The organism is Fictibacillus gelatini DSM 15865 (genome assembly GCF_000430745.1).
Classification (GTDB): Bacteria; Bacillota; Bacilli; order Bacillales; family Fictibacillaceae; genus Fictibacillus_A; species Fictibacillus_A gelatini.
The window spans coordinates 246,614-263,873 of record NZ_AUMP01000001.1 but is presented as its reverse complement, the minus strand read 5'-3'; the positions used below and the strand labels follow the sequence as shown (position 1 = coordinate 263,873).

General features: G+C 41.0%; 18 protein-coding genes. 9 read left to right on the top strand and 9 right to left on the bottom strand.

What is annotated here, in order from left to right; translation table 11 throughout:
• The first annotated feature begins 32 nt into the window (after nt 1-32).
• Nucleotides 33-698, top strand: coding sequence for a potassium channel family protein (locus H538_RS0101360; protein ID WP_026676031.1), 666 nt, complete (start codon nt 33-35; stop codon nt 696-698).
• A gap of 44 nt (nt 699-742) precedes the next feature.
• On the opposite strand, the gene rnjA is transcribed toward H538_RS0101360, so the two are convergent.
• The 4 genes from rnjA to def form a co-directional block, all read right to left on the bottom strand.
• Nucleotides 743-2,413, bottom strand: a complete 1,671-nt coding sequence (gene rnjA / locus H538_RS0101355; RefSeq protein WP_026676030.1) for a ribonuclease J1 — start codon at nt 2,411-2,413, stop codon at nt 743-745.
• Between the two features lie 3 nt (nt 2,414-2,416).
• Nucleotides 2,417-2,626, bottom strand: a complete 210-nt coding sequence (locus tag H538_RS0101350; RefSeq protein ID WP_026676029.1) for a DNA-dependent RNA polymerase subunit epsilon — start codon at nt 2,624-2,626, stop codon at nt 2,417-2,419.
• Nucleotides 2,627-2,670: 44 nt separating this feature from the next.
• Entirely contained in the window at nt 2,671-2,859 is a 189-nt protein-coding gene (locus H538_RS0101345; protein WP_154657878.1) for a hypothetical protein, read from the bottom strand.
• Between the two features lie 98 nt (nt 2,860-2,957).
• The gene (gene def / locus H538_RS0101340; protein ID WP_026676027.1) at nt 2,958-3,509 is read right to left on the bottom strand and encodes a peptide deformylase; all 552 of its coding nucleotides are present in this window, start codon (nt 3,507-3,509) and stop codon (nt 2,958-2,960) included.
• Between the two features lie 385 nt (nt 3,510-3,894).
• Here def and pdhA point away from each other — a divergent pair, with 385 nt between their 5' ends.
• The 4 genes from pdhA (at nt 3,895) to lpdA (ending at nt 8,734) form a co-directional block, all read left to right on the top strand.
• Nucleotides 3,895-4,980, top strand: coding sequence for a pyruvate dehydrogenase (acetyl-transferring) E1 component subunit alpha (gene pdhA / locus H538_RS0101335; RefSeq protein WP_026676026.1), 1,086 nt, complete (start codon nt 3,895-3,897; stop codon nt 4,978-4,980).
• Nucleotide 4,981: 1 nt separating this feature from the next.
• Nucleotides 4,982-5,959 (top strand): alpha-ketoacid dehydrogenase subunit beta, encoded by a 978-nt coding sequence (locus H538_RS0101330; protein WP_026676025.1) that lies wholly within the window; start codon nt 4,982-4,984, stop codon nt 5,957-5,959.
• Between the two features lie 74 nt (nt 5,960-6,033).
• Complete coding sequence (locus H538_RS0101325; protein WP_026676024.1) at nt 6,034-7,317, top strand: dihydrolipoamide acetyltransferase family protein; 1,284 nt, start codon at nt 6,034-6,036, stop codon at nt 7,315-7,317.
• A 4-nt stretch (nt 7,318-7,321) separates the two neighbouring features.
• Nucleotides 7,322-8,734, top strand: coding sequence for a dihydrolipoyl dehydrogenase (gene lpdA / locus H538_RS0101320; protein ID WP_026676023.1), 1,413 nt, complete (start codon nt 7,322-7,324; stop codon nt 8,732-8,734).
• A gap of 461 nt (nt 8,735-9,195) precedes the next feature.
• Here the strand turns inward: lpdA and H538_RS26910 are convergent, their stop codons facing one another.
• The 3 genes from H538_RS26910 to H538_RS0101305 form a co-directional block, all read right to left on the bottom strand.
• Entirely contained in the window at nt 9,196-10,926 is a 1,731-nt protein-coding gene (locus H538_RS26910) for a glycine betaine ABC transporter substrate-binding protein (protein WP_026676022.1), read from the bottom strand.
• A gap of 5 nt (nt 10,927-10,931) precedes the next feature.
• Complete coding sequence (locus H538_RS0101310) at nt 10,932-12,143, bottom strand: quaternary amine ABC transporter ATP-binding protein (protein ID WP_026676021.1); 1,212 nt, start codon at nt 12,141-12,143, stop codon at nt 10,932-10,934.
• 172 nt (nt 12,144-12,315) lie between these two features.
• On the bottom strand, nt 12,316-12,747 hold the full coding sequence (locus H538_RS0101305; RefSeq protein ID WP_026676020.1) for a DUF1885 family protein: 432 nt from the start codon (nt 12,745-12,747) through the stop codon (nt 12,316-12,318).
• 201 nt (nt 12,748-12,948) lie between these two features.
• Here H538_RS0101305 and H538_RS0101300 point away from each other — a divergent pair, with 201 nt between their 5' ends.
• Both H538_RS0101300 and H538_RS25320 read left to right on the top strand, forming a co-directional pair.
• Nucleotides 12,949-13,248: a DUF3055 domain-containing protein gene (locus H538_RS0101300; RefSeq protein ID WP_026676019.1), complete on the top strand. Its 300-nt coding sequence runs from the start codon at nt 12,949-12,951 to the stop codon at nt 13,246-13,248.
• A gap of 120 nt (nt 13,249-13,368) precedes the next feature.
• Complete coding sequence (locus tag H538_RS25320) at nt 13,369-13,488, top strand: GapA-binding peptide SR1P (protein ID WP_081412537.1); 120 nt, start codon at nt 13,369-13,371, stop codon at nt 13,486-13,488.
• A gap of 81 nt (nt 13,489-13,569) precedes the next feature.
• On the opposite strand, the gene H538_RS0101290 is transcribed toward H538_RS25320, so the two are convergent.
• A complete protein-coding gene (locus tag H538_RS0101290; RefSeq protein ID WP_026676018.1) occupies nt 13,570-15,048 on the bottom strand; it encodes an aminotransferase class I/II-fold pyridoxal phosphate-dependent enzyme in 1,479 nt (492 codons plus the stop codon).
• Nucleotides 15,049-15,168: 120 nt separating this feature from the next.
• Between H538_RS0101290 and H538_RS0101285 the strand changes: the two genes are divergently transcribed.
• Nucleotides 15,169-16,131: an NAD(P)H-dependent flavin oxidoreductase gene (locus H538_RS0101285; protein ID WP_035349734.1), complete on the top strand. Its 963-nt coding sequence runs from the start codon at nt 15,169-15,171 to the stop codon at nt 16,129-16,131.
• A gap of 86 nt (nt 16,132-16,217) precedes the next feature.
• On the opposite strand, the gene H538_RS0101280 is transcribed toward H538_RS0101285, so the two are convergent.
• Nucleotides 16,218-16,865: a YktB family protein gene (locus H538_RS0101280; protein ID WP_245595175.1), complete on the bottom strand. Its 648-nt coding sequence runs from the start codon at nt 16,863-16,865 to the stop codon at nt 16,218-16,220.
• Between the two features lie 204 nt (nt 16,866-17,069).
• Here H538_RS0101280 and H538_RS0101275 point away from each other — a divergent pair, with 204 nt between their 5' ends.
• Nucleotides 17,070-17,258 (top strand): hypothetical protein, encoded by a 189-nt coding sequence (locus H538_RS0101275; protein WP_026676015.1) that lies wholly within the window; start codon nt 17,070-17,072, stop codon nt 17,256-17,258.
• Nucleotides 17,259-17,260: the final 2 nt, after the last annotated feature.

Here is a 17,260-nt window from a genome sequence, read left to right as displayed (position 1 = left end):
AATGAAAGATGGAAAAGCATGGGGGAATGGGTGTGAACAAACAGTATACCGTTATTGGACTCGGCCGTTTTGGGGGCAGTATTTGCAAAGCATTGAGTGAAGCAGGAATGGAAGTATTGGCAATTGATATAAATGAAGAACGGGTAAATGAATTTTCGAACATCGCCACACATGCTGTTATCGCGGATACGACCGATGAAAATGTGTTAAAAAGTCTTGGGATTCGCAATTTTGAACATGTTATTGTCGCGATTGGCGATAATCTTCAGGCCAGCATCTTAACTACGTTGCTTTTAAAGGAGCTTGGTGTTAAAAAAATTACAGTAAAAGCCCAGAATGATTATCATGAAAAAGTGCTGCAAAAAATTGGTGCCGACCGCATTATTCATCCAGAGCGAGATATGGGAATTCGGATTGCCCACCAGGTCGTCTCGAGCAGCATCAAGGATTATCTTGAACTATCGGAAGAGTACAGTATGGTTGAATTGGTCGCTACAGCGAAAATGGATCATCAAACTCTTGCCAATCTTGATATTCGGGCGAAATTTGGTTGTAACGTCGTGGCTATCCGCCGTAAAGAAGAGATTATTGTCTCGCCGAAAGCCGATTTAAAAATTGAAAAAGGCGATATTTTAATTGTAATCGGCGGAGATAAAGATATTAACCTTCTTGAAAAACAAATGCTTGCAGATAGTTAAAACCGGTTATCCATTTAGGATAACCGGTTTCGTCATTTCAAATATTAAATTTCCATAATAATTGGCAAGATCATCGGACGGCGCTTCGTCTTTTCGTAAAGGAAAGGAGCAAGCACATCAGTAATCTCATTTTTTATTTCCGACCATTGGGTGGTTCGTTTTTCAGCCATCAAGTTGTCCAAATGCTTTGCGAGTAAATCTTGTGCATCGTTGATGAGATCGCCGGATTCTCTCATGTAAACAAATCCGCGTGAAATAATGTCAGGTCCGGCCTCGATTTTAAATTCTTTCATATTCATGCTGACGACCACGACGACAAGTCCTTCTTCGGAAAGAATTTTCCGATCACGAAGAACGATATTTCCAATGTCCCCGATGCCGTTTCCATCGACATAAACGGAACCTGAAGGAATTTTACCCGCAATTGCCGCTTCATTTTCGGATAATGCAAGTACTTCGCCATTATCCATGATAAAACAATTTTCGGCCGGAACATCACAATCCGTTGCCAATTTCACATGGGTTTTTAACATCCGATATTCCCCATGAATCGGCAAGAAATACTTTGGCTTGATCAAGCGAAGCATTAATTTTTGCTCCTGCTGGCCGCCGTGTCCGGAAGTGTGAATGTTGTTCAATGAACCGTGAATAACTTCCGCCCCCGCCCGGTACAGCCTGTCGATCGTCTTGCTGACGCTTAATGCGTTCCCCGGAATAGGAGAAGAAGAGAAGACGACAGTATCTCCAGGGATGATTTGAATTTGCCGATGGGTTCCATTTGCAATTCGCGATAATGCGGCCATTGGTTCACCCTGGCTGCCGGTGCAAAGAATCGTCACCTGATTGTCAGGGAGACGGTTAATCTGGGCTGCATCTATAAATGTATTTTTCGGCGCTTTAATGAAGCCAAGGTCTTGCCCGATATCGATGGCAGAATCCATGCTGCGGCCAAAAACGGCTACTTTCCGGTTGTTTTGCACGGATGCTTCAACCACTTGTTGCAAGCGATGGATATTGGAAGCAAAGGTTGCAAAAATAATGCGCCCATTTACTTTACGGAAAATTTCCTGGATGCTTTCGCCTACGGTTCGCTCCGATAGCGTAAATCCGGGAACCTCACTGTTCGTGCTGTCTGAAAGCAAGCATAAAACGCCTTCTTTCCCAATCTCGGCCATCTTTGTTAAATTAGCTGGCTCGCCAACTGGTGTAAAGTCAAATTTAAAATCTCCAGTGTGCACAATGTTACCCGGAGGTGTCTTTACAACCACACCAAACGATTCAGGAATACTGTGGGTTGTTCTAAAAAAGCTGACAGATGTTTTCCGGAATTTAATAACGTCATCTTCCGTCACTTCGTGCAATTGTGTCCTGCGCAAGAGCCCATGTTCTTCAAGCTTGTTCTTGATAAGGGCGATCGAGAGCTTTCCGCCATAAATTGGGACATTAATTTCCCGAAGCAAATAAGGAATGCCCCCAATATGGTCTTCGTGGCCATGAGTAATGAATAAGCCTTTAATTTTGTCCTCATTTTTGACAAGATACGTATAGTCCGGGATAACGTAATCAATGCCTAATAATTCATCTTCAGGGAATTTAATGCCCGCATCAATTAAGATGATTTCATCTTGAAACTGTACGCCATACGTATTTTTTCCAATCTCTCCTAAACCGCCGAGGGCAAATACAGCAGTTTGATGGTTTTTTACAAATTTCATATGTTACACATTCTCCAGTTCAAATGATTTAGATTCTTTCTCATATTCAAGGAATTTTCCTTTGATTTCTTGTATGTATTCAATGTTGTAATTGCGGTCTGCTAATTTTTTTCGGACATCTTCTAATGACTCGCCTTCAACATACAAAACTTTTGTATTTTCGCGAATTGGTACTTCTTCTTTATTTTCTTGATAAAACACTTTAAAAATCATATTTTTCTACTCCTTACCGAAAACTTTATTTATTTCTTTTTATATTATAAAGGATTTTTAGCCTTTTTCATAGGAAAGATGAGATGAAAGATGACTTTCATCTCATCTTTTTGCATTACGATTAATGGAAGCAATAACGATTTTTCATTCTGTTTGTCAGGCAAGGGTATTGTTCCATTAATGCACGCAGACGGCGCAACATTCTTCTTCTTCGCTTCATTAGTATCACCCATTTTTTTTACGCTTAGTATGTGCAAGAGCGTAAAATAAAATAAACCCTCCTCAACTATTGCTTGAGGAGGGCTTATTTGGAATCGGCAGCCGCTCTTTCCTATCGATAAAGCGCCATTTGAGCAGGGGGCTCAAATGGTTTTTCTTTATTAATTCGATCGTAAAACATAATCCCGTCTAAATGGTCAATTTCATGTTGAAAAACAATGGCGGGCATTCCTTTTAATTTAAGTTCAACCTTTTCTCCTTTATGGTCTGTGCCTCTAACGGTAATTTTAGCATATCGCGGCACGAGGCCTGGAACGGGGCGGTCAACGGAAAGGCAACCTTCTCCGCCTTCTAAATATGTGACTTGAACAGAGTGGCTGACAATTTTAGGGTTAAATAATGCCACGCTATACAATTTACCATTGTCGTCTGTCACATGAACGGCTATTAATCGTTTGGAAATGCCAATTTGTGGAGCTGCCAATCCGACACCTGGCCGCAAATGATATTTTTGAGCCATTTCGGGATTTTGTGAATGAATAAGAAATTCCAACATTTTTTTTGCTGTTTCAACATCTTCCTGACGAGGAGGAAGGGATACTTCTTTTGCTACCTGGCGAAGAATAGGATCTCCTTCTCTTATAATATCTTTCATTGTTAACATCATTTTTTTCCTCCATTTAACCTGATACATTTATTTTACCATATGGAAAAAGTTTATGCCTAAAGGGTATTGAATAGAAGCAACGAATTATATAACAGATGGTAACCACGAGTGATACAGAATGATACACTAGTTTTAGTTTAAAACCGTCTCGATTTATAGAATAGTGAGATTTAAGAATTGACTGCGCTTTATTTCGTAGTGTAAACTAATGATGGCGATGAAAAATTGTACTACTTTTTGCATGAGCATTCAGTAATACAGTTTTGTTTAAAGTTTTATGGCAAACCAGTCATGTAGAAAGAAGAATTTGGGCATTCTAACAAGTGTGTGTCTTTTTCTCATGATGAATTTATATCGGCCTAGAAAGGAAGAGGTGAACGTAATGAAATTGAATACGATCGAAACTGTAGAAAGCCAATTCGAAACGTTTCAAATTTTATCGGAAGATGGCGAAATCGTAAATAAAAAAGCGATGCCTGATTTATCCGACGAACAATTACAAGAATTAATGCGCCGTATGGTGTATACGCGTATTTGGGATCAACGTGCAATTTCTTTAAGCCGCCAGGGGCGTTTAGGGTTTTATGCGCCTGTAGCCGGCCAAGAGGCGTCGATGCTTGGATCGCAATTTGCATTAGATAAAGAAGACTGGATTTTGCCAGGATATCGCGATATTCCGCAAATTGTATTTCATGGATTCCCGCTTTACCAAGCATTTTTATGGTCTAGAGGACATTTTCAAGGTGGGCAATTCCCGGATGGTTTAAATATTTTGTTCCCACAAATCATTATCGGTGCCCAAATTATTCAGGCTGCCGGTGTTGGCCTTGGTCTTAAGAAAAAAGGCAAGAAAAACGTTGTCATTACATATACGGGTGATGGCGGTTCTTCTCAAGGCGATTTTTATGAAGGGATTAACTTTGCCGGCGCATACCAGGCACAAACAATCTTTGTCGTTCAAAACAACCGATTTGCAATTTCTGTTCCTGTCGAAAAGCAATCTGCCGCAAAAACTATCGCGCAAAAAGCAGTCGCTGCCGGTATCGAAGGAATTCAAGTCGACGGGATGGACGTTCTGGCAGTGTATGCAGCAACTAAACAAGCGCGCGAACGTGCTTTAAACGGAGAAGGTCCAACATTAATTGAAACATTAACGTACCGTTTTGGACCTCATACGATGGCAGGAGACGACCCGACGCGTTACCGTACAAAAGATCTTGATAACGAATGGGAAAAGAAAGATCCATTAGTCCGTTTCCGCAAGTTCTTAGAGAAGAAAGGGCTTTGGACTGAAGAACAAGAAACAGAAGTGGTAGAAAAGGCGAAGGAAGACATTAAAGCAGCTATTAAGAAAGCAGATAGCGCGCCGAAACAAAAAGTAACCGATTTGATCGGCATTATGTTCGAGGAGCTTCCTTACAACCTTCGTGAACAAATGGAAGAATACAAAGCAAAGGAGTCGAAGTAATATGGCTCAAATGACAATGATCCAGGCAATTACAGATGCGATGCGTACTGAATTGAAAAAAGATGAAAATGTTCTTGTATTCGGAGAAGATGTAGGTCAAAACGGCGGCGTATTCCGGGCAACGGAAGGGCTTCAACAAGAATTTGGCGAAGATCGTGTATTTGACACGCCGCTTGCCGAATCAGGGATTGGCGGGCTTGCCATTGGCTTAGGCTTGACAGGGTTCCGTCCGGTTATGGAAATTCAATTCTTCGGCTTTTTATTTGAAGTAATTGATTCCATCGCTGGCCAAATGGGACGCATGCGTTTCCGTACAGGTGGAAAACTTCATTCACCGGTTACGATCCGTTCACCTTTTGGGGGCGGGGTAAAGACTCCTGAAATGCACGCGGATAGTTTAGAAGGCCTTATGGCCCAAACGCCAGGGGTGAAAGTTGTGATCCCATCCACTCCTTATGATGCAAAAGGCTTATTAATCTCAGCCATTCGCGATAACGATCCGGTCGTATTTTTAGAGCATATGAAATTATATCGTTCGTTCCGCGAAGAAGTTCCAGAGGAAGAATATACAATTGAAATCGGAAAAGCCGATGTAAAACGCGAAGGAAAAGACATTTCCATCATCGCATATGGAGCAATGGTACATGCCTCTCTTAAAGCGGCAGAGGAGCTTGAAAAAGAAGGCATTTCCGCTGAAGTTATTGATTTAAGGACAATTAGCCCGCTTGATATTGAGACAATTATCGCTTCTGTTGAAAAAACAGGACGCGCGATTGTCGTTCAAGAAGCGCAAAAACAAGCAGGAATCGCTGCAAATGTCGTCGCTGAAATTACGGAACGTGCGATCCTTCATCTAGAAGCTCCAGTTCTTCGTGTTGCGGCAGCGGATACCGTCTATCCATTTGCAGCAGCGGAAGATACATGGTTACCTGATCATAAAGATATTGTTGAAAAAGCGAAGCAAGTCTATAACTTCTAATTTTTAAATAGACAAATAGGGATTCATTTCTAAATAGTGATGAAAACCTCGAGAAAGAAAAAGGAGGCGTTATCATGGCGTTCGAATTTAAGCTTCCCGATATTGGTGAAGGTATTCACGAAGGTGAAATCGTTAAATGGTTCGTAAAACCGGGAGATGAAGTAAAAGAAGATGATATTCTTCTTGAAGTCCAAAACGATAAAGCCGTTGTTGAAATCCCATCACCGGTCGATGGGAAAATTTTAGACGTTAAGGTTGAAGAAGGCACGGTTTGCGTAGTAGGCGATGTACTCGTTACGATTGATGCTGAAGGTGAAGTTGAAACAGGCAACGAGCCGGCTGAAAAAGAAGAAAAAACAGAAGAACAGCCAAAAGCCGAGGAAGAAAAGAAACCTGCAAAAGAAGAGAAGAAAGAAGCGCCTGCAAAAGATGATTCAGATGACAACAAACGAGTCATTGCAATGCCTTCAGTACGAAAATATGCCCGTGAACTAGGCGTTGATATCCGAAAAGTGCAAGGATCCGGCGATAATGGCCGCGTATTAAAAGAAGATATTGATAAGTTTGCTAAAGGCGATGCCGCTCAAGAAGAAAATAAGGCAGCTGAAACAGGAAAAGAAGAGGCAGCTAAAAAACCTGCTGCGATTCCGGTTTCTGAAGCTGAAACACGTGAAAAGCTTCGCGGTGTCCGTAAAGTCATCGCAAAAGCAATGGTGAATTCAAAACATACAGCCCCTCACGTAACATTGATGGATGAAATTGATGTGACTGAACTCGTCGCGCATCGCAAGAAATTCAAATCTGTCGCAGCTGAAAAAGGCATTAAGCTGACTTACTTGCCTTACGTCGTCAAAGCATTAGTTTCAGCTGTACGTGAATACCCTGCGTTAAATGCGTCAATTGATGATGCAAATGAGGAAATTGTGTACAAGCATTATTACAACATTGGTATTGCCGCTGATACGGAGCATGGTTTAATGGTTCCGGTTGTTAAAGAAGCAGATCGAAAATCGATTTTCAAAATTTCTGCTGAAATCAATGAACTTGCCGCAAAAGCGCGTGATGGCAAACTTTCTCCTGAAGAAATGAAAGGCGGATCTGTCACCATTTCCAATATCGGTTCTGCAGGCGGCCAATGGTTCACGCCAGTCATCAACCATCCAGAAGTAGCGATTTTAGGAATTGGGCGCATTGCTGAAAAACCGGTTGTGAAAAACGGGGAAATTGTTGTTGCACCTGTACTTGCATTATCATTAAGCTTTGACCACCGTTTAATTGACGGTGTAACCGCGCAAAATGCATTAAATCATATAAAACGTTTACTGAACGATCCACAACTACTAGTAATGGAGGCGTAATAAAATGGTCGTAGGTGATTTTCCGATTGAATTAGATACTCTTGTTGTAGGGGCAGGACCTGGAGGCTATGTGGCAGCGATCCGTGCCGCTCAACTCGGACAAAAAGTTGCTATTGTTGAAAAAGGTGAGCTTGGCGGCGTATGTTTAAATGTTGGCTGTATCCCATCAAAAGCGTTAATTAATGCAGGCCATCGCTACGAACATGCTATTTCCGGCGATGAAATCGGAATTAAAGCGGAAAATGTGACAGTTGACTTTTCTAAAGTGCAAGAATGGAAAGCAAGTGTCGTGAAAAAGTTAACCGGTGGTGTAGAAGGTCTATTAAAAGGAAATAAAGTTGAAATTATCCGTGGTGAAGCTTATTTCCATGATGATCATACCGTTCGTGTTATGACCGAAAGTTCAGCGCAAACGTACACCTTTAAAAACTGTATTTTAGCTACTGGCTCTCGTCCAATCGAAATTCCAGGGTTCAAATGGAGCGATCGTGTCATTTCTTCTACTGGAGCGCTTGCGCTTAAAGAAATTCCGAAGAAAATGGTCATCATCGGCGGCGGTGTCATCGGAATTGAACTAGGATCCGCTTATGCGAATTTTGGAACAGAAATTGTAGTATTAGAAGGCAGCAAGCAAATTCTTCCTGGATTCGAAAAACAAATGATCCAGCTTGTATCTAAACGCTTAAAGAAAAAAGGCAATGTTGAAATCTTCACTGAAGCAATGGCAAAAGGCGTAGAAGAAACGGCTGACGGTGTTAAAGTTACTGCCGAAGTAAAAGGCGAAACGAAAACATTTGATGCAGATTACGTGCTTGTTACAGTTGGACGCCGTCCAAACACGGATGAGCTAGGCCTTGAAGAAGTGGGCATTGAAAAAGACGAACGCGGGTACATTAAAATCGATAAACAATGCCAGACAAATGTAAAAGGCATTTATGCAATCGGTGATATCGTTGCAGGTCCGGCACTTGCCCATAAAGCATCTTATGAAGGTAAAGTTGCGGCTGAAGCGATCAGCGGCCATCCTGCTGAAATCGATTATGTAGCGATCCCGGCAGTAGTTTTCTCTGATCCTGAACTTGCAACTGTAGGCTATGATGAAAAATCAGCAAAAGATGCGGGCTATGATGTTACTGTTGCAAAATTCCCGTTTGCAGCAAACGGCCGTGCGCTATCACTCAATGATACAGATGGCTTTATGAAGCTTGTATCGCGCAAAGAAGACGGATTATTGATCGGTGCGCAAATTGCAGGATCTAATGCATCGGATATGATCGCTGAACTTGGCTTAGCGATTGAAGCAGGAATGACTGTAGAGGATATTGCGATGACCATTCATGCTCACCCTACATTAGGGGAAATTGCAATGGAAGCTGCTGAGGTAGCAATCGGAACACCAATTCATATCGTTAAGTAATATCGAAAAACCTCTTTCTCAGGAAAGAGGTTTTTTTGTTTTAGGAAACTATAGTTGCTAAAAAACAAGTGGATAACTGGAATCGACGAATAGCCGATTCCGACATATCCAACGTCTCACTTCTCACTTCTGAACAAAGTTTTGAAGCAATTTTGTTCCATTCTTGACATATGGATAGTACAAGAGGTGAGGGGATGAGGCTGTTTATTTCAATCGTTGTGCATGCACTGATATGGTCGGGTTTTTCACTTGTCATCCATCTTTCTAAACACGATCGCAGGCTTTTCGAGATCGTATTGCTATTCCTGTTTGCTTATTTCACTTATTTGTTGACGTACTCCTTATTCAAAGAAAAGAAATTCGCCCTCCAGACAACGATTATCAGTACACTTGTATATTATGTCATGAGCTTTTGCCTCTATATATAAAACCTGCCGGGGTTACCCGGCAGGTTTTATAACTTATTTTTTTAAATCCTCAATGGAGTTGATCTTCATATATTTTGGCACGGTTAATCCAAGTTTTGTGCCTTTAAGATTTGGACCAAGGTCCACTAACTTGCCTTTATATTTATTATAATAATCTTTATGCGTTGTCGGCAGCCATGCTGCAACCATTCCGTCCGCGCTGCCGTCCGCCACACCGGCAAACATTGGGCCTGCTTCCACTTGTTTAAGCGAAACATTATAGCCTTCTTGTTTTAACACCGCGCCGATGACGTTTGTACTGGCAATTTCAGATTCCCATGCGACATATACGAGTGAAACCTTTTTGCCATTTCCTTTAGGCGCTCCTTTTGTCCATTGGCTCACTTTATCGGCATGCTGTTTTATCCATTTTTTAGCAGCATCTTCAGGTTTAGCGCCATTTTCGATATCAAGCATGACTTCTTCCATATCGGACGGTTTCCAATAAAATTGATCTAAAATTTGATAAGCCCCGGGATTATCTTCTTTCAGCCCTTTTCGAACCATTGTGTGGATCGCTTCACCTTTGCCAAAAGAGCCTTTTGGATCATCTAAATATTTTAACTTATATTTGCTGAACATCCAATGCGGGGTCCATCCTGTAACGATAATCGGTTGTTTTTTTTCATAAGCTTTCTTTAATTGTGCTGTCATGGCGGCAGCAGAGCCTTCTTTTAACGTCCACTTTTTAAGCTGATAATCTTTCATTGCTTTTTCGGTTGCTTTCATTAGGCCTGCGCCAGGATCAATCCCTGTAATTTCATAATTTACCTGGCTTCCTACATTTCCTGCGCCCTTTAGATCGGGTCTGGCCTGGCCAATCGCGGCAAAAATACAAGCGACAAGAAAGACAATTGTAAATGCGCCATAAATCCATTTCTTTTGAATGGTTTTGTCAAATTGTGGCTTGATGAAATTTTGGGATATACGGTCTAAAATAATTGCGATAATAACAATGGCAAGCCCGGCTTCGAATCCTTCGCCTACTTTGATTTGCGTAACTGCCCGATAAACTTCAGCTCCGAGTCCAGGCGCGCCGACTAGCGATGCGAAAACTACCATTGATAATGCCAGCATGATGCTCTGGTTAATACCCGCTAAAATTGTCGGAGCGGCAAGCGGCAGTTGAACTTTAAACAGTTTTTGAGAAGTGGTGGAGCCAAATGCCTCTGTTGCTTCAATCAGGTCTTTTGGAACTTCTCGTATACCAAGATTCGTAAGCCTTATTGTTGGCGGTATGGCGAAAATGACGGAAGCTAATATGCCAGGAACAACACCGATGCCAAAGAAAAGAATGGCTGGAATAAGGTATACGAATGCTGGCATTGTTTGCATAAAATCCAATATTGGAGTGATGGCCTTTCGAACTTTGTCATTTTGGGAACTCCATATCCCGATCGGGATCCCGATCACAATTGTAATAACGACAGATGCAATTACTAATGCCAATGTTTTTATCGTCGCATCCCAAAGCCCGAGATTGTCGACAAGCAATAAGCCAATAAACGTAAAGATCGCGACACCCCACCTGCTCGTATAAAGTGCTAGCAGCGTCAATAATAAAATAAGAATAATTGGCGGGCCGTAGCCTAAAACGGTCATAATGATATCTAATAATGTCCCAATAATAGCAGATATGCCGTCGAAGAAAGCACCCAGATGTTGGGTAATCCATTCAACAATGATATCCACCCAATGGGCTAAAGGTAGTTTAGGAATACTCAAAACAATTATGCCTCCTTCTCGTTGTTTACATTTAATGCATCTTTATTTCCTGCAAGCGCTCCGATGACGGCGCCACGAATGATGACCCCTTTCAGACGGTTTTCTCCATCCACGACAGCAAGTGGGAGAGAAGAAGTTGCCAGGGCATCTAGTAAGTCGATTAATAACGTATCCTCATGTACAGTCACGATGTCCCGTTTCATCACATCTTCAATCGATTTATTTTCTTTTACCGCCATAGAAGCATCATCCGCAGTAATCGCACCTAGCAGTTTTTTCTTGCGATCGACAATGAAAATACTGGAGTATCCTTGATCTTTCATAATTTGGAGAGCCACTCTCGGGCCGCGATCAGGGGAGATTTTTTCGGCGCGTTTTAATACGTGGGAGGCAGTTAATACTTTTGAAAGGTCCACATCTTCCACAAAGCGTTCTACATACTCATTTGCCGGATTAACCATTATTTCTTCCGGCGTCCCAATTTGAATAACAGTGCCATCTTTCATTAAAGCAATCCGATCTCCTATGCGAAGTGCTTCATCCAGGTCATGTGTAATGAAGATGATCGTCTTTTTCATCGACTCTTGAATTTCCAAGAGCTCATCTTGCATTTCTTTACGGATTAATGGGTCAAGGGCACTGAATGCTTCATCCATCAATAATATATCCGTATCGCTTGCAAGCGCTCTGGCAAGTCCAACTCTTTGCTGCATCCCTCCGCTAAGCTGGGATGGAAGCTGATTCTCGTAACCTTTTAATCCAACCACTTCAAGCGCCTTTAACGCTTTTTCTTTACGTTCTTCAGAAGGAATCTTTTGAATCTCCAGTCCGTATTCCGTATTTTCAAGAACGGTTTTATGCGGAAAGAGAGCAAAATGTTGAAAAACCATGCTAATTTTTTTTCGGCGTACTTCCCGCAACTCTTTTGGCCCCATTTGGACGATGTTTTCTCGATCAATTAAAATTTCACCGGAAGTTGGATTAATTAACCGGTTCAACATTCGAATCAATGTAGATTTTCCGCTTCCGGATAAGCCCATGACGACGAAAATTTCGCCCGGATAGACTTCCAGCGAGGCGTGATTTACTCCAACCGTAGCCCCGGTTTGTTTTAAAATTTCTTTCTTGGAAAGCCCCGACTCAAGAAGCTTTAGTGCCGCTTTTTGAGATTTGCCAAAAATTTTAGTGACATTTTTCACAATAAGTTTCGGTTCCATATGTTTCACCCCTAGTACTAATAGTAGTAACCCTTTTTCGGCAACATATTAACATTACCCGTTTCACCATGCAGTTAAACATCTAATTTGTTATTTATTCATATTCAAAACCTTAACAATTATGAAAAAACGCCTTTGCAAAAGTTTATACTTGCAAAAGCGTTTTGAACCGCTATTTCCTTTTGTAATAGTACATGATTCGTCCATTAAATAAATGAAGTTCAGCTGAAAGTTTTTTCGCCAGGAATTTACAAAATTCGTTCGCCTTTCCTTTATCCCCATGTGTTGCTCCATCAGGGACCGTTACTTGTATGTACATCGTTTGTTCCTCGCTATTTTCTTCGGATGCCTCTTCATCGATGCCAATCATAATGTATTTATATTGGCGTGGATCCGTCCCTTTTAAATAAAACCAGCGAGAGTTTGCTTCTCGTTTTTCTTCTATCGTATATGGAAAAGAGGCTTCTTCATACTTCCATGCTAATTGATCTCCGGTTTTTGACGTGATGTCTTTATAGTACAGGAGTAAATCTTTTACTTCTTGTAGTGTGATAGATTGTTTGGCTGAAGCCGGAACTAATTTAATGTAGGCATTGTTTGCCAATTGTTCATCACTCCATTCTGCAGGATAGTATAAATAGTGTACCATTTTTTAAAATATTATGACAATATGGTTTTAAAAAGCCGAATAAAGGGAATGAAATAGTATCAATGAACTGTTATAAATCACCAGGCAATGAATATAGTTGTTATATCATGTAAACGTTTCAGCCCGCTGCGTGAAAATATTGGATCATAAGGAGGGATGGAAATGTTTGAAAAACTTTATGATGAGCAAGAAACCATTAACGTGCGGTTTGTTGGCTTTACGACAGAGCATGTTCGCTATGACTTTGGAATCGTCCATACGAATATGTTTTTTGGAAAACCTCTTGTCATTTGCATGCAAACTGGCAGATCGACATTGCTTGACTTAAATGACATTAATAACTATGACTATTTGAAAAATGTGTTTAACATCAATTCAATAAAAGAAGCGGAAGACCTGGCATTATTTTTTGAAGAGACCATACCGTTTGTTCCGACCGTGGAGCAATACGATTAAATTATGTTCATATGAATTTTAAATGTGTTATACAAATTCGGTATTGACATTCCAATTGTGACATAATATTATAGAAATACGATAAATAAAGCGTTTACAATTGGGAGGGAGATGTATAACATGGGAGTTATCATTTGCCAGGTATGTGATTGTACGATCGAACATTTTGAAGATGAGAAAGTAACAACATTATATGCAAAAGAGTGCCCGCACTGCACTGAAAATGAAATTAAGAAATAAGCTCCGGAAATTCCGGAGCTCATTTTTGTTAAAGAACCGTAACAGGAATCGACCAATTGTCGATTCCTAAAACGAGTTCATCTATTTAATAGCGACGTGCTCTTTAATGACCTTTATCATTTTTAAGCTTGAGTCCTCGGGCCCTTGAACGGGAAGGCCAGCCTCGACATTTTCCTGGATGTAGTCCAGATTATCTTTTGTAATGATCTCGCCGGGAATGAAAATAGGGATTCCGGGAGGATAGACCATTACAAACTCAGCGATAATTCGCCCTACCGATTCTGCAAAAGGAATACTCTCTGTATCCGCATAAAAGGCATCTCGTGGCGACATGGCAAGTGCCGGAATATTCGGCACATGGACGGGAAGAGCCTGAGAGACGCTTTCGATTTCCTCGTTACTGTAAAAGCTGGATAGTTCCCGAAGAGCGGTAACCAGGATATGCGTATTTTTCTCGTGATCGCCGGTCGTAATTAAGCAGAGAATATTGTAAAGATCAGATAATTCGACTTCAATGTTGTAATGTTCGCGCAGCCATACTTCAGCATCATACCCCGTTATGCCAAGTTCTTTAACAGAGATTAAAAGCTTCGATGGATCCATATCATATGTTGCGCCCGTTCCTAATATTTCTTTTCCAACACAATAAAGATGTGGAATTTCATTGATTTTCGCCCTTGTTTCATTAGCCAGCCTAATCGTTTTCTCGGCTAAATCATGCCCTTCCGTTGCCAATCGTTTTCGTGCTACATCAAGTGAAGCGAGCAATAAATACGATGTAGATGTCGTTGTCAGCATGCTAAGAATCGTTTGAACGCGGTCTTTTGATACAAGCCCTTCTTTTACATTTAAGATCGAACTTCCAGTTAATGAACCGCCTAATTTATGGACGCTTGTCGCTGCCATATCCGCTCCGGCTTGCATGGCAGAAAGCGGAAGTTCATCATGGAAATGAATTAATACGCCATGTGCCTCATCAACAAGAACAGGGATCGAGTATGAATGGCTAATCTCTACAATTTCTTTTAAATTGGCACAAATGCCAAAGTAGGTCGGGTTAATGACAAGCACGGCTTTCGCATCTGGGTTTTGCTTTAATGCCTTCCTTACGCTTTCTGGTGTAATTCCGTGCGATATGCCGAGTTCGTTGTCCACTTCCGGGTGGATAAAAATCGGTGTTGCCCCAGAGAAAACGATCGCTGTCATAATCGATTTGTGCACATTTCGCGGCACGATAATTTTATCCCCAGGTGAACAAACAGATAGAATCATCGTCATGATCGCACCGCTCGTGCCTTGAACGGAGAAAAATGTATAATCCGCACCAAACGCTTCAGCCGCAAGTTTTTGCGCTTCATCAATCATTCCTTTTGGCGAATGAAGGTCATCCAAAGGCGCGATGTTAATTAAATCGATGGATAAAGCATTGTCTCCGATAAATTCGCGGAATTCCGGATCCATGCCGGCACCTTTTTTATGGCCGGGGATATGAAATTGTATCGGATTTCGTCCGGCATGTTTTTTTAAACCGGTAAACAATGGAGTTTCATGTTGTGACAATATTCTGCACCTCATCTATAATAAACATAATCATAATTGTTTTATTATACATAAAACATGAAAAGTATATCAAAATTCATTCTAATATGTAAGGATTATTTTAATGGAGAGGGTGGAGATTTGGTGAAAACGAGGGTAACCAAACTTTTGGGAATTCAATATCCGATTATTCAAGGCGGGCTTGCTTATCTTGCTTATTCGAAATTAGCGTCTGCGGTTTCAAATGCAGGAGGATTAGGGCAAATTACGGCCATGTCACTTCAGTCGCCGGAAGAATTAAGGGAAGAAATTAAAAAGGTTAAAGCGCTAACGGATAAGCCGTTTGGTGTTAACTTTGCGATTGGACAACATGGGAGACCATTTGAACATATGCTTGAAGTGGCCATCCAGGAAGAAGTGCCAGTGATCAGCATGACAGGAGGAAATCCTGCGCCGATTTTTGACATGCTGCAAGGAGTCAATACGAAAAAATTAGTGCTTGTCGCCTCAAGAAGACAGGCGCAAAAGGCTGAACAACTTGGAGCAGATAGCGTAATGGTTGTTGGCCAGGAAGGCGGGGGCCATATTGGAAAAGAGGATACCGGCACGTTTGTGTTAATTCCACAAGTTGTTGACAGCGTTTCCATTCCGGTCATCGCCTCCGGTGGAATTGGCGATGGCAGGGGATTGATGGCGGCGATAGCCCTTGGAGCGGAAGGAATTGAAATGGGGACACGATTTATTGCAACGAAAGAATGTGAACACGCCCATCCTATTTATAAAGAGATGATCGTTAACGGAGCTGAAACGGATACGGTTGTTATCAAACGAAAAATAGGTGCACCCGCACGAGCGATATCGAACACTTGGACCGATAAAATTCTTCAAGAAGAAGAAACCCGACCTACATATGAACATTTAAAAGACTTCATTAGTGGAGAGCGAAATAAAAAGTTAATTTACGAAGGGTTAAAAAAAGAAGGTTTTGGCTGGGCTGGCCAGGTGATCGGAAGAATCCACGACATTCCTTCTGTTGAAGAATTAGTCAATCGAATGATTGAAGAAGCTAAACAAATACAGGCAAAATGGAAAGGAATCTTTTGAAAATATTAGATACTTACCTATACCATTTTATTTAACCCCAATATAATGATGGTAAGAAGCGGAGAAAAAATCTCCCCTTCCTGCCGTCAATTTGCCACGTAAGCTTGTTTTTTTAAAAGGTAGAGAGGTAAGAGTGTTTCAAAGGTTGAATCAATTTTCGCAGCTAATTCTTCTGCACTCATATGTATAACATCTTCCCGAGAAAGATGAATACCGCATAGTAATTCAGCTTTTTTTACCGTTTTAAGTCGATCAATCATTTCTTCTAATTTGTTTGTTTTGATTTCTTGATGAGGATATGCTATCGGTTTCGTATGATCGCCTGACCAAACGAACTCGTCTGGAATCGTCCTTACAATTTCCTCTATTCTTTTTTCCATTAGAGCTCCAAATTGTTCTTTTATTGGGCACTCATAAATAATCGCAAACCAGACGAACATATGGGTTTCGAAGAGTCCGATTTGGAAATGGGGGAGCATTTTGTAACCACGAGAATTACTTGAAAAAGCAACCCACGTATCGTTAGGCGGATTCACTTTTCGTCTTGCATGTTTGGCGACATGAAAAAACATTTCTTCCCCGGTCCGGGCAGATAAAATGGGCGCAAAATAATTCCCGAGTTCCTCGAGTTTTGGCCAGATGTTAGATTTTATTTTTTCCATCCGAGCCTCTAATCCATCTACCTTGAATACGTCAAAATCTTCCTTAGAAAATGCTGCATGAATCGACATCATTCATTCCTCCTTACTGACGATATTCTCCATGTAGTTTATCATACCATTTTGTACATCTAAAAACTCAAAATTGATTTTTTCGTATCGAAAAGATTGAGCATTTGTCGGTTACAGACGAGATAAAACGCCATATGATAGAGTGAAGGATTTTTAAAACGACACTAAAAAATTTTCATAAAAACGATAGGGAAGGGAAGTGTAACAATGAAACAAGTGATTCAAACATTAAAAAAGAATGATGCTGAGCGGAGAATTCCTGTATTGAAACTTGAAATTGACTATGAATTATCAACATTGTTTGATGCAATGAAAGCAAAAGACCAAAAGCAAATTAATGACTCTAAACGGAAACTCGAAAAATTGCGCCAGGAATTAGTGAGATTAGAGGCATGATC

Coding starts and splice junctions, on each gene's coding strand:
- H538_RS0101345 (WP_154657878.1), bottom strand. CDS start 2,859: ATGGGTGATACTAATGAAGCGAAGAAGAAGAATGTTGCGCCGTCTGCG.
- pdhA (WP_026676026.1), top strand. CDS start 3,895: ATGAAATTGAATACGATCGAAACTGTAGAAAGCCAATTCGAAACGTTT.
- H538_RS0101330 (WP_026676025.1), top strand. CDS start 4,982: ATGGCTCAAATGACAATGATCCAGGCAATTACAGATGCGATGCGTACT.
- rnjA (WP_026676030.1), bottom strand. CDS start 2,413: ATGAAATTTGTAAAAAACCATCAAACTGCTGTATTTGCCCTCGGCGGT.
- lpdA (WP_026676023.1), top strand. CDS start 7,322: ATGGTCGTAGGTGATTTTCCGATTGAATTAGATACTCTTGTTGTAGGG.
- H538_RS0101310 (WP_026676021.1), bottom strand. CDS start 12,143: ATGGAACCGAAACTTATTGTGAAAAATGTCACTAAAATTTTTGGCAAA.
- def (WP_026676027.1), bottom strand. CDS start 3,509: ATGTTAACAATGAAAGATATTATAAGAGAAGGAGATCCTATTCTTCGC.
- H538_RS25320 (WP_081412537.1), top strand. CDS start 13,369: ATGGGAGTTATCATTTGCCAGGTATGTGATTGTACGATCGAACATTTT.
- H538_RS0101300 (WP_026676019.1), top strand. CDS start 12,949: ATGGAAATGTTTGAAAAACTTTATGATGAGCAAGAAACCATTAACGTG.
- H538_RS0101280 (WP_245595175.1), bottom strand. CDS start 16,865: ATGATGTCGATTCATGCAGCATTTTCTAAGGAAGATTTTGACGTATTC.
- H538_RS0101275 (WP_026676015.1), top strand. CDS start 17,070: ATGAAACAAGTGATTCAAACATTAAAAAAGAATGATGCTGAGCGGAGA.
- H538_RS0101325 (WP_026676024.1), top strand. CDS start 6,034: ATGGCGTTCGAATTTAAGCTTCCCGATATTGGTGAAGGTATTCACGAA.
- H538_RS0101350 (WP_026676029.1), bottom strand. CDS start 2,626: ATGATTTTTAAAGTGTTTTATCAAGAAAATAAAGAAGAAGTACCAATT.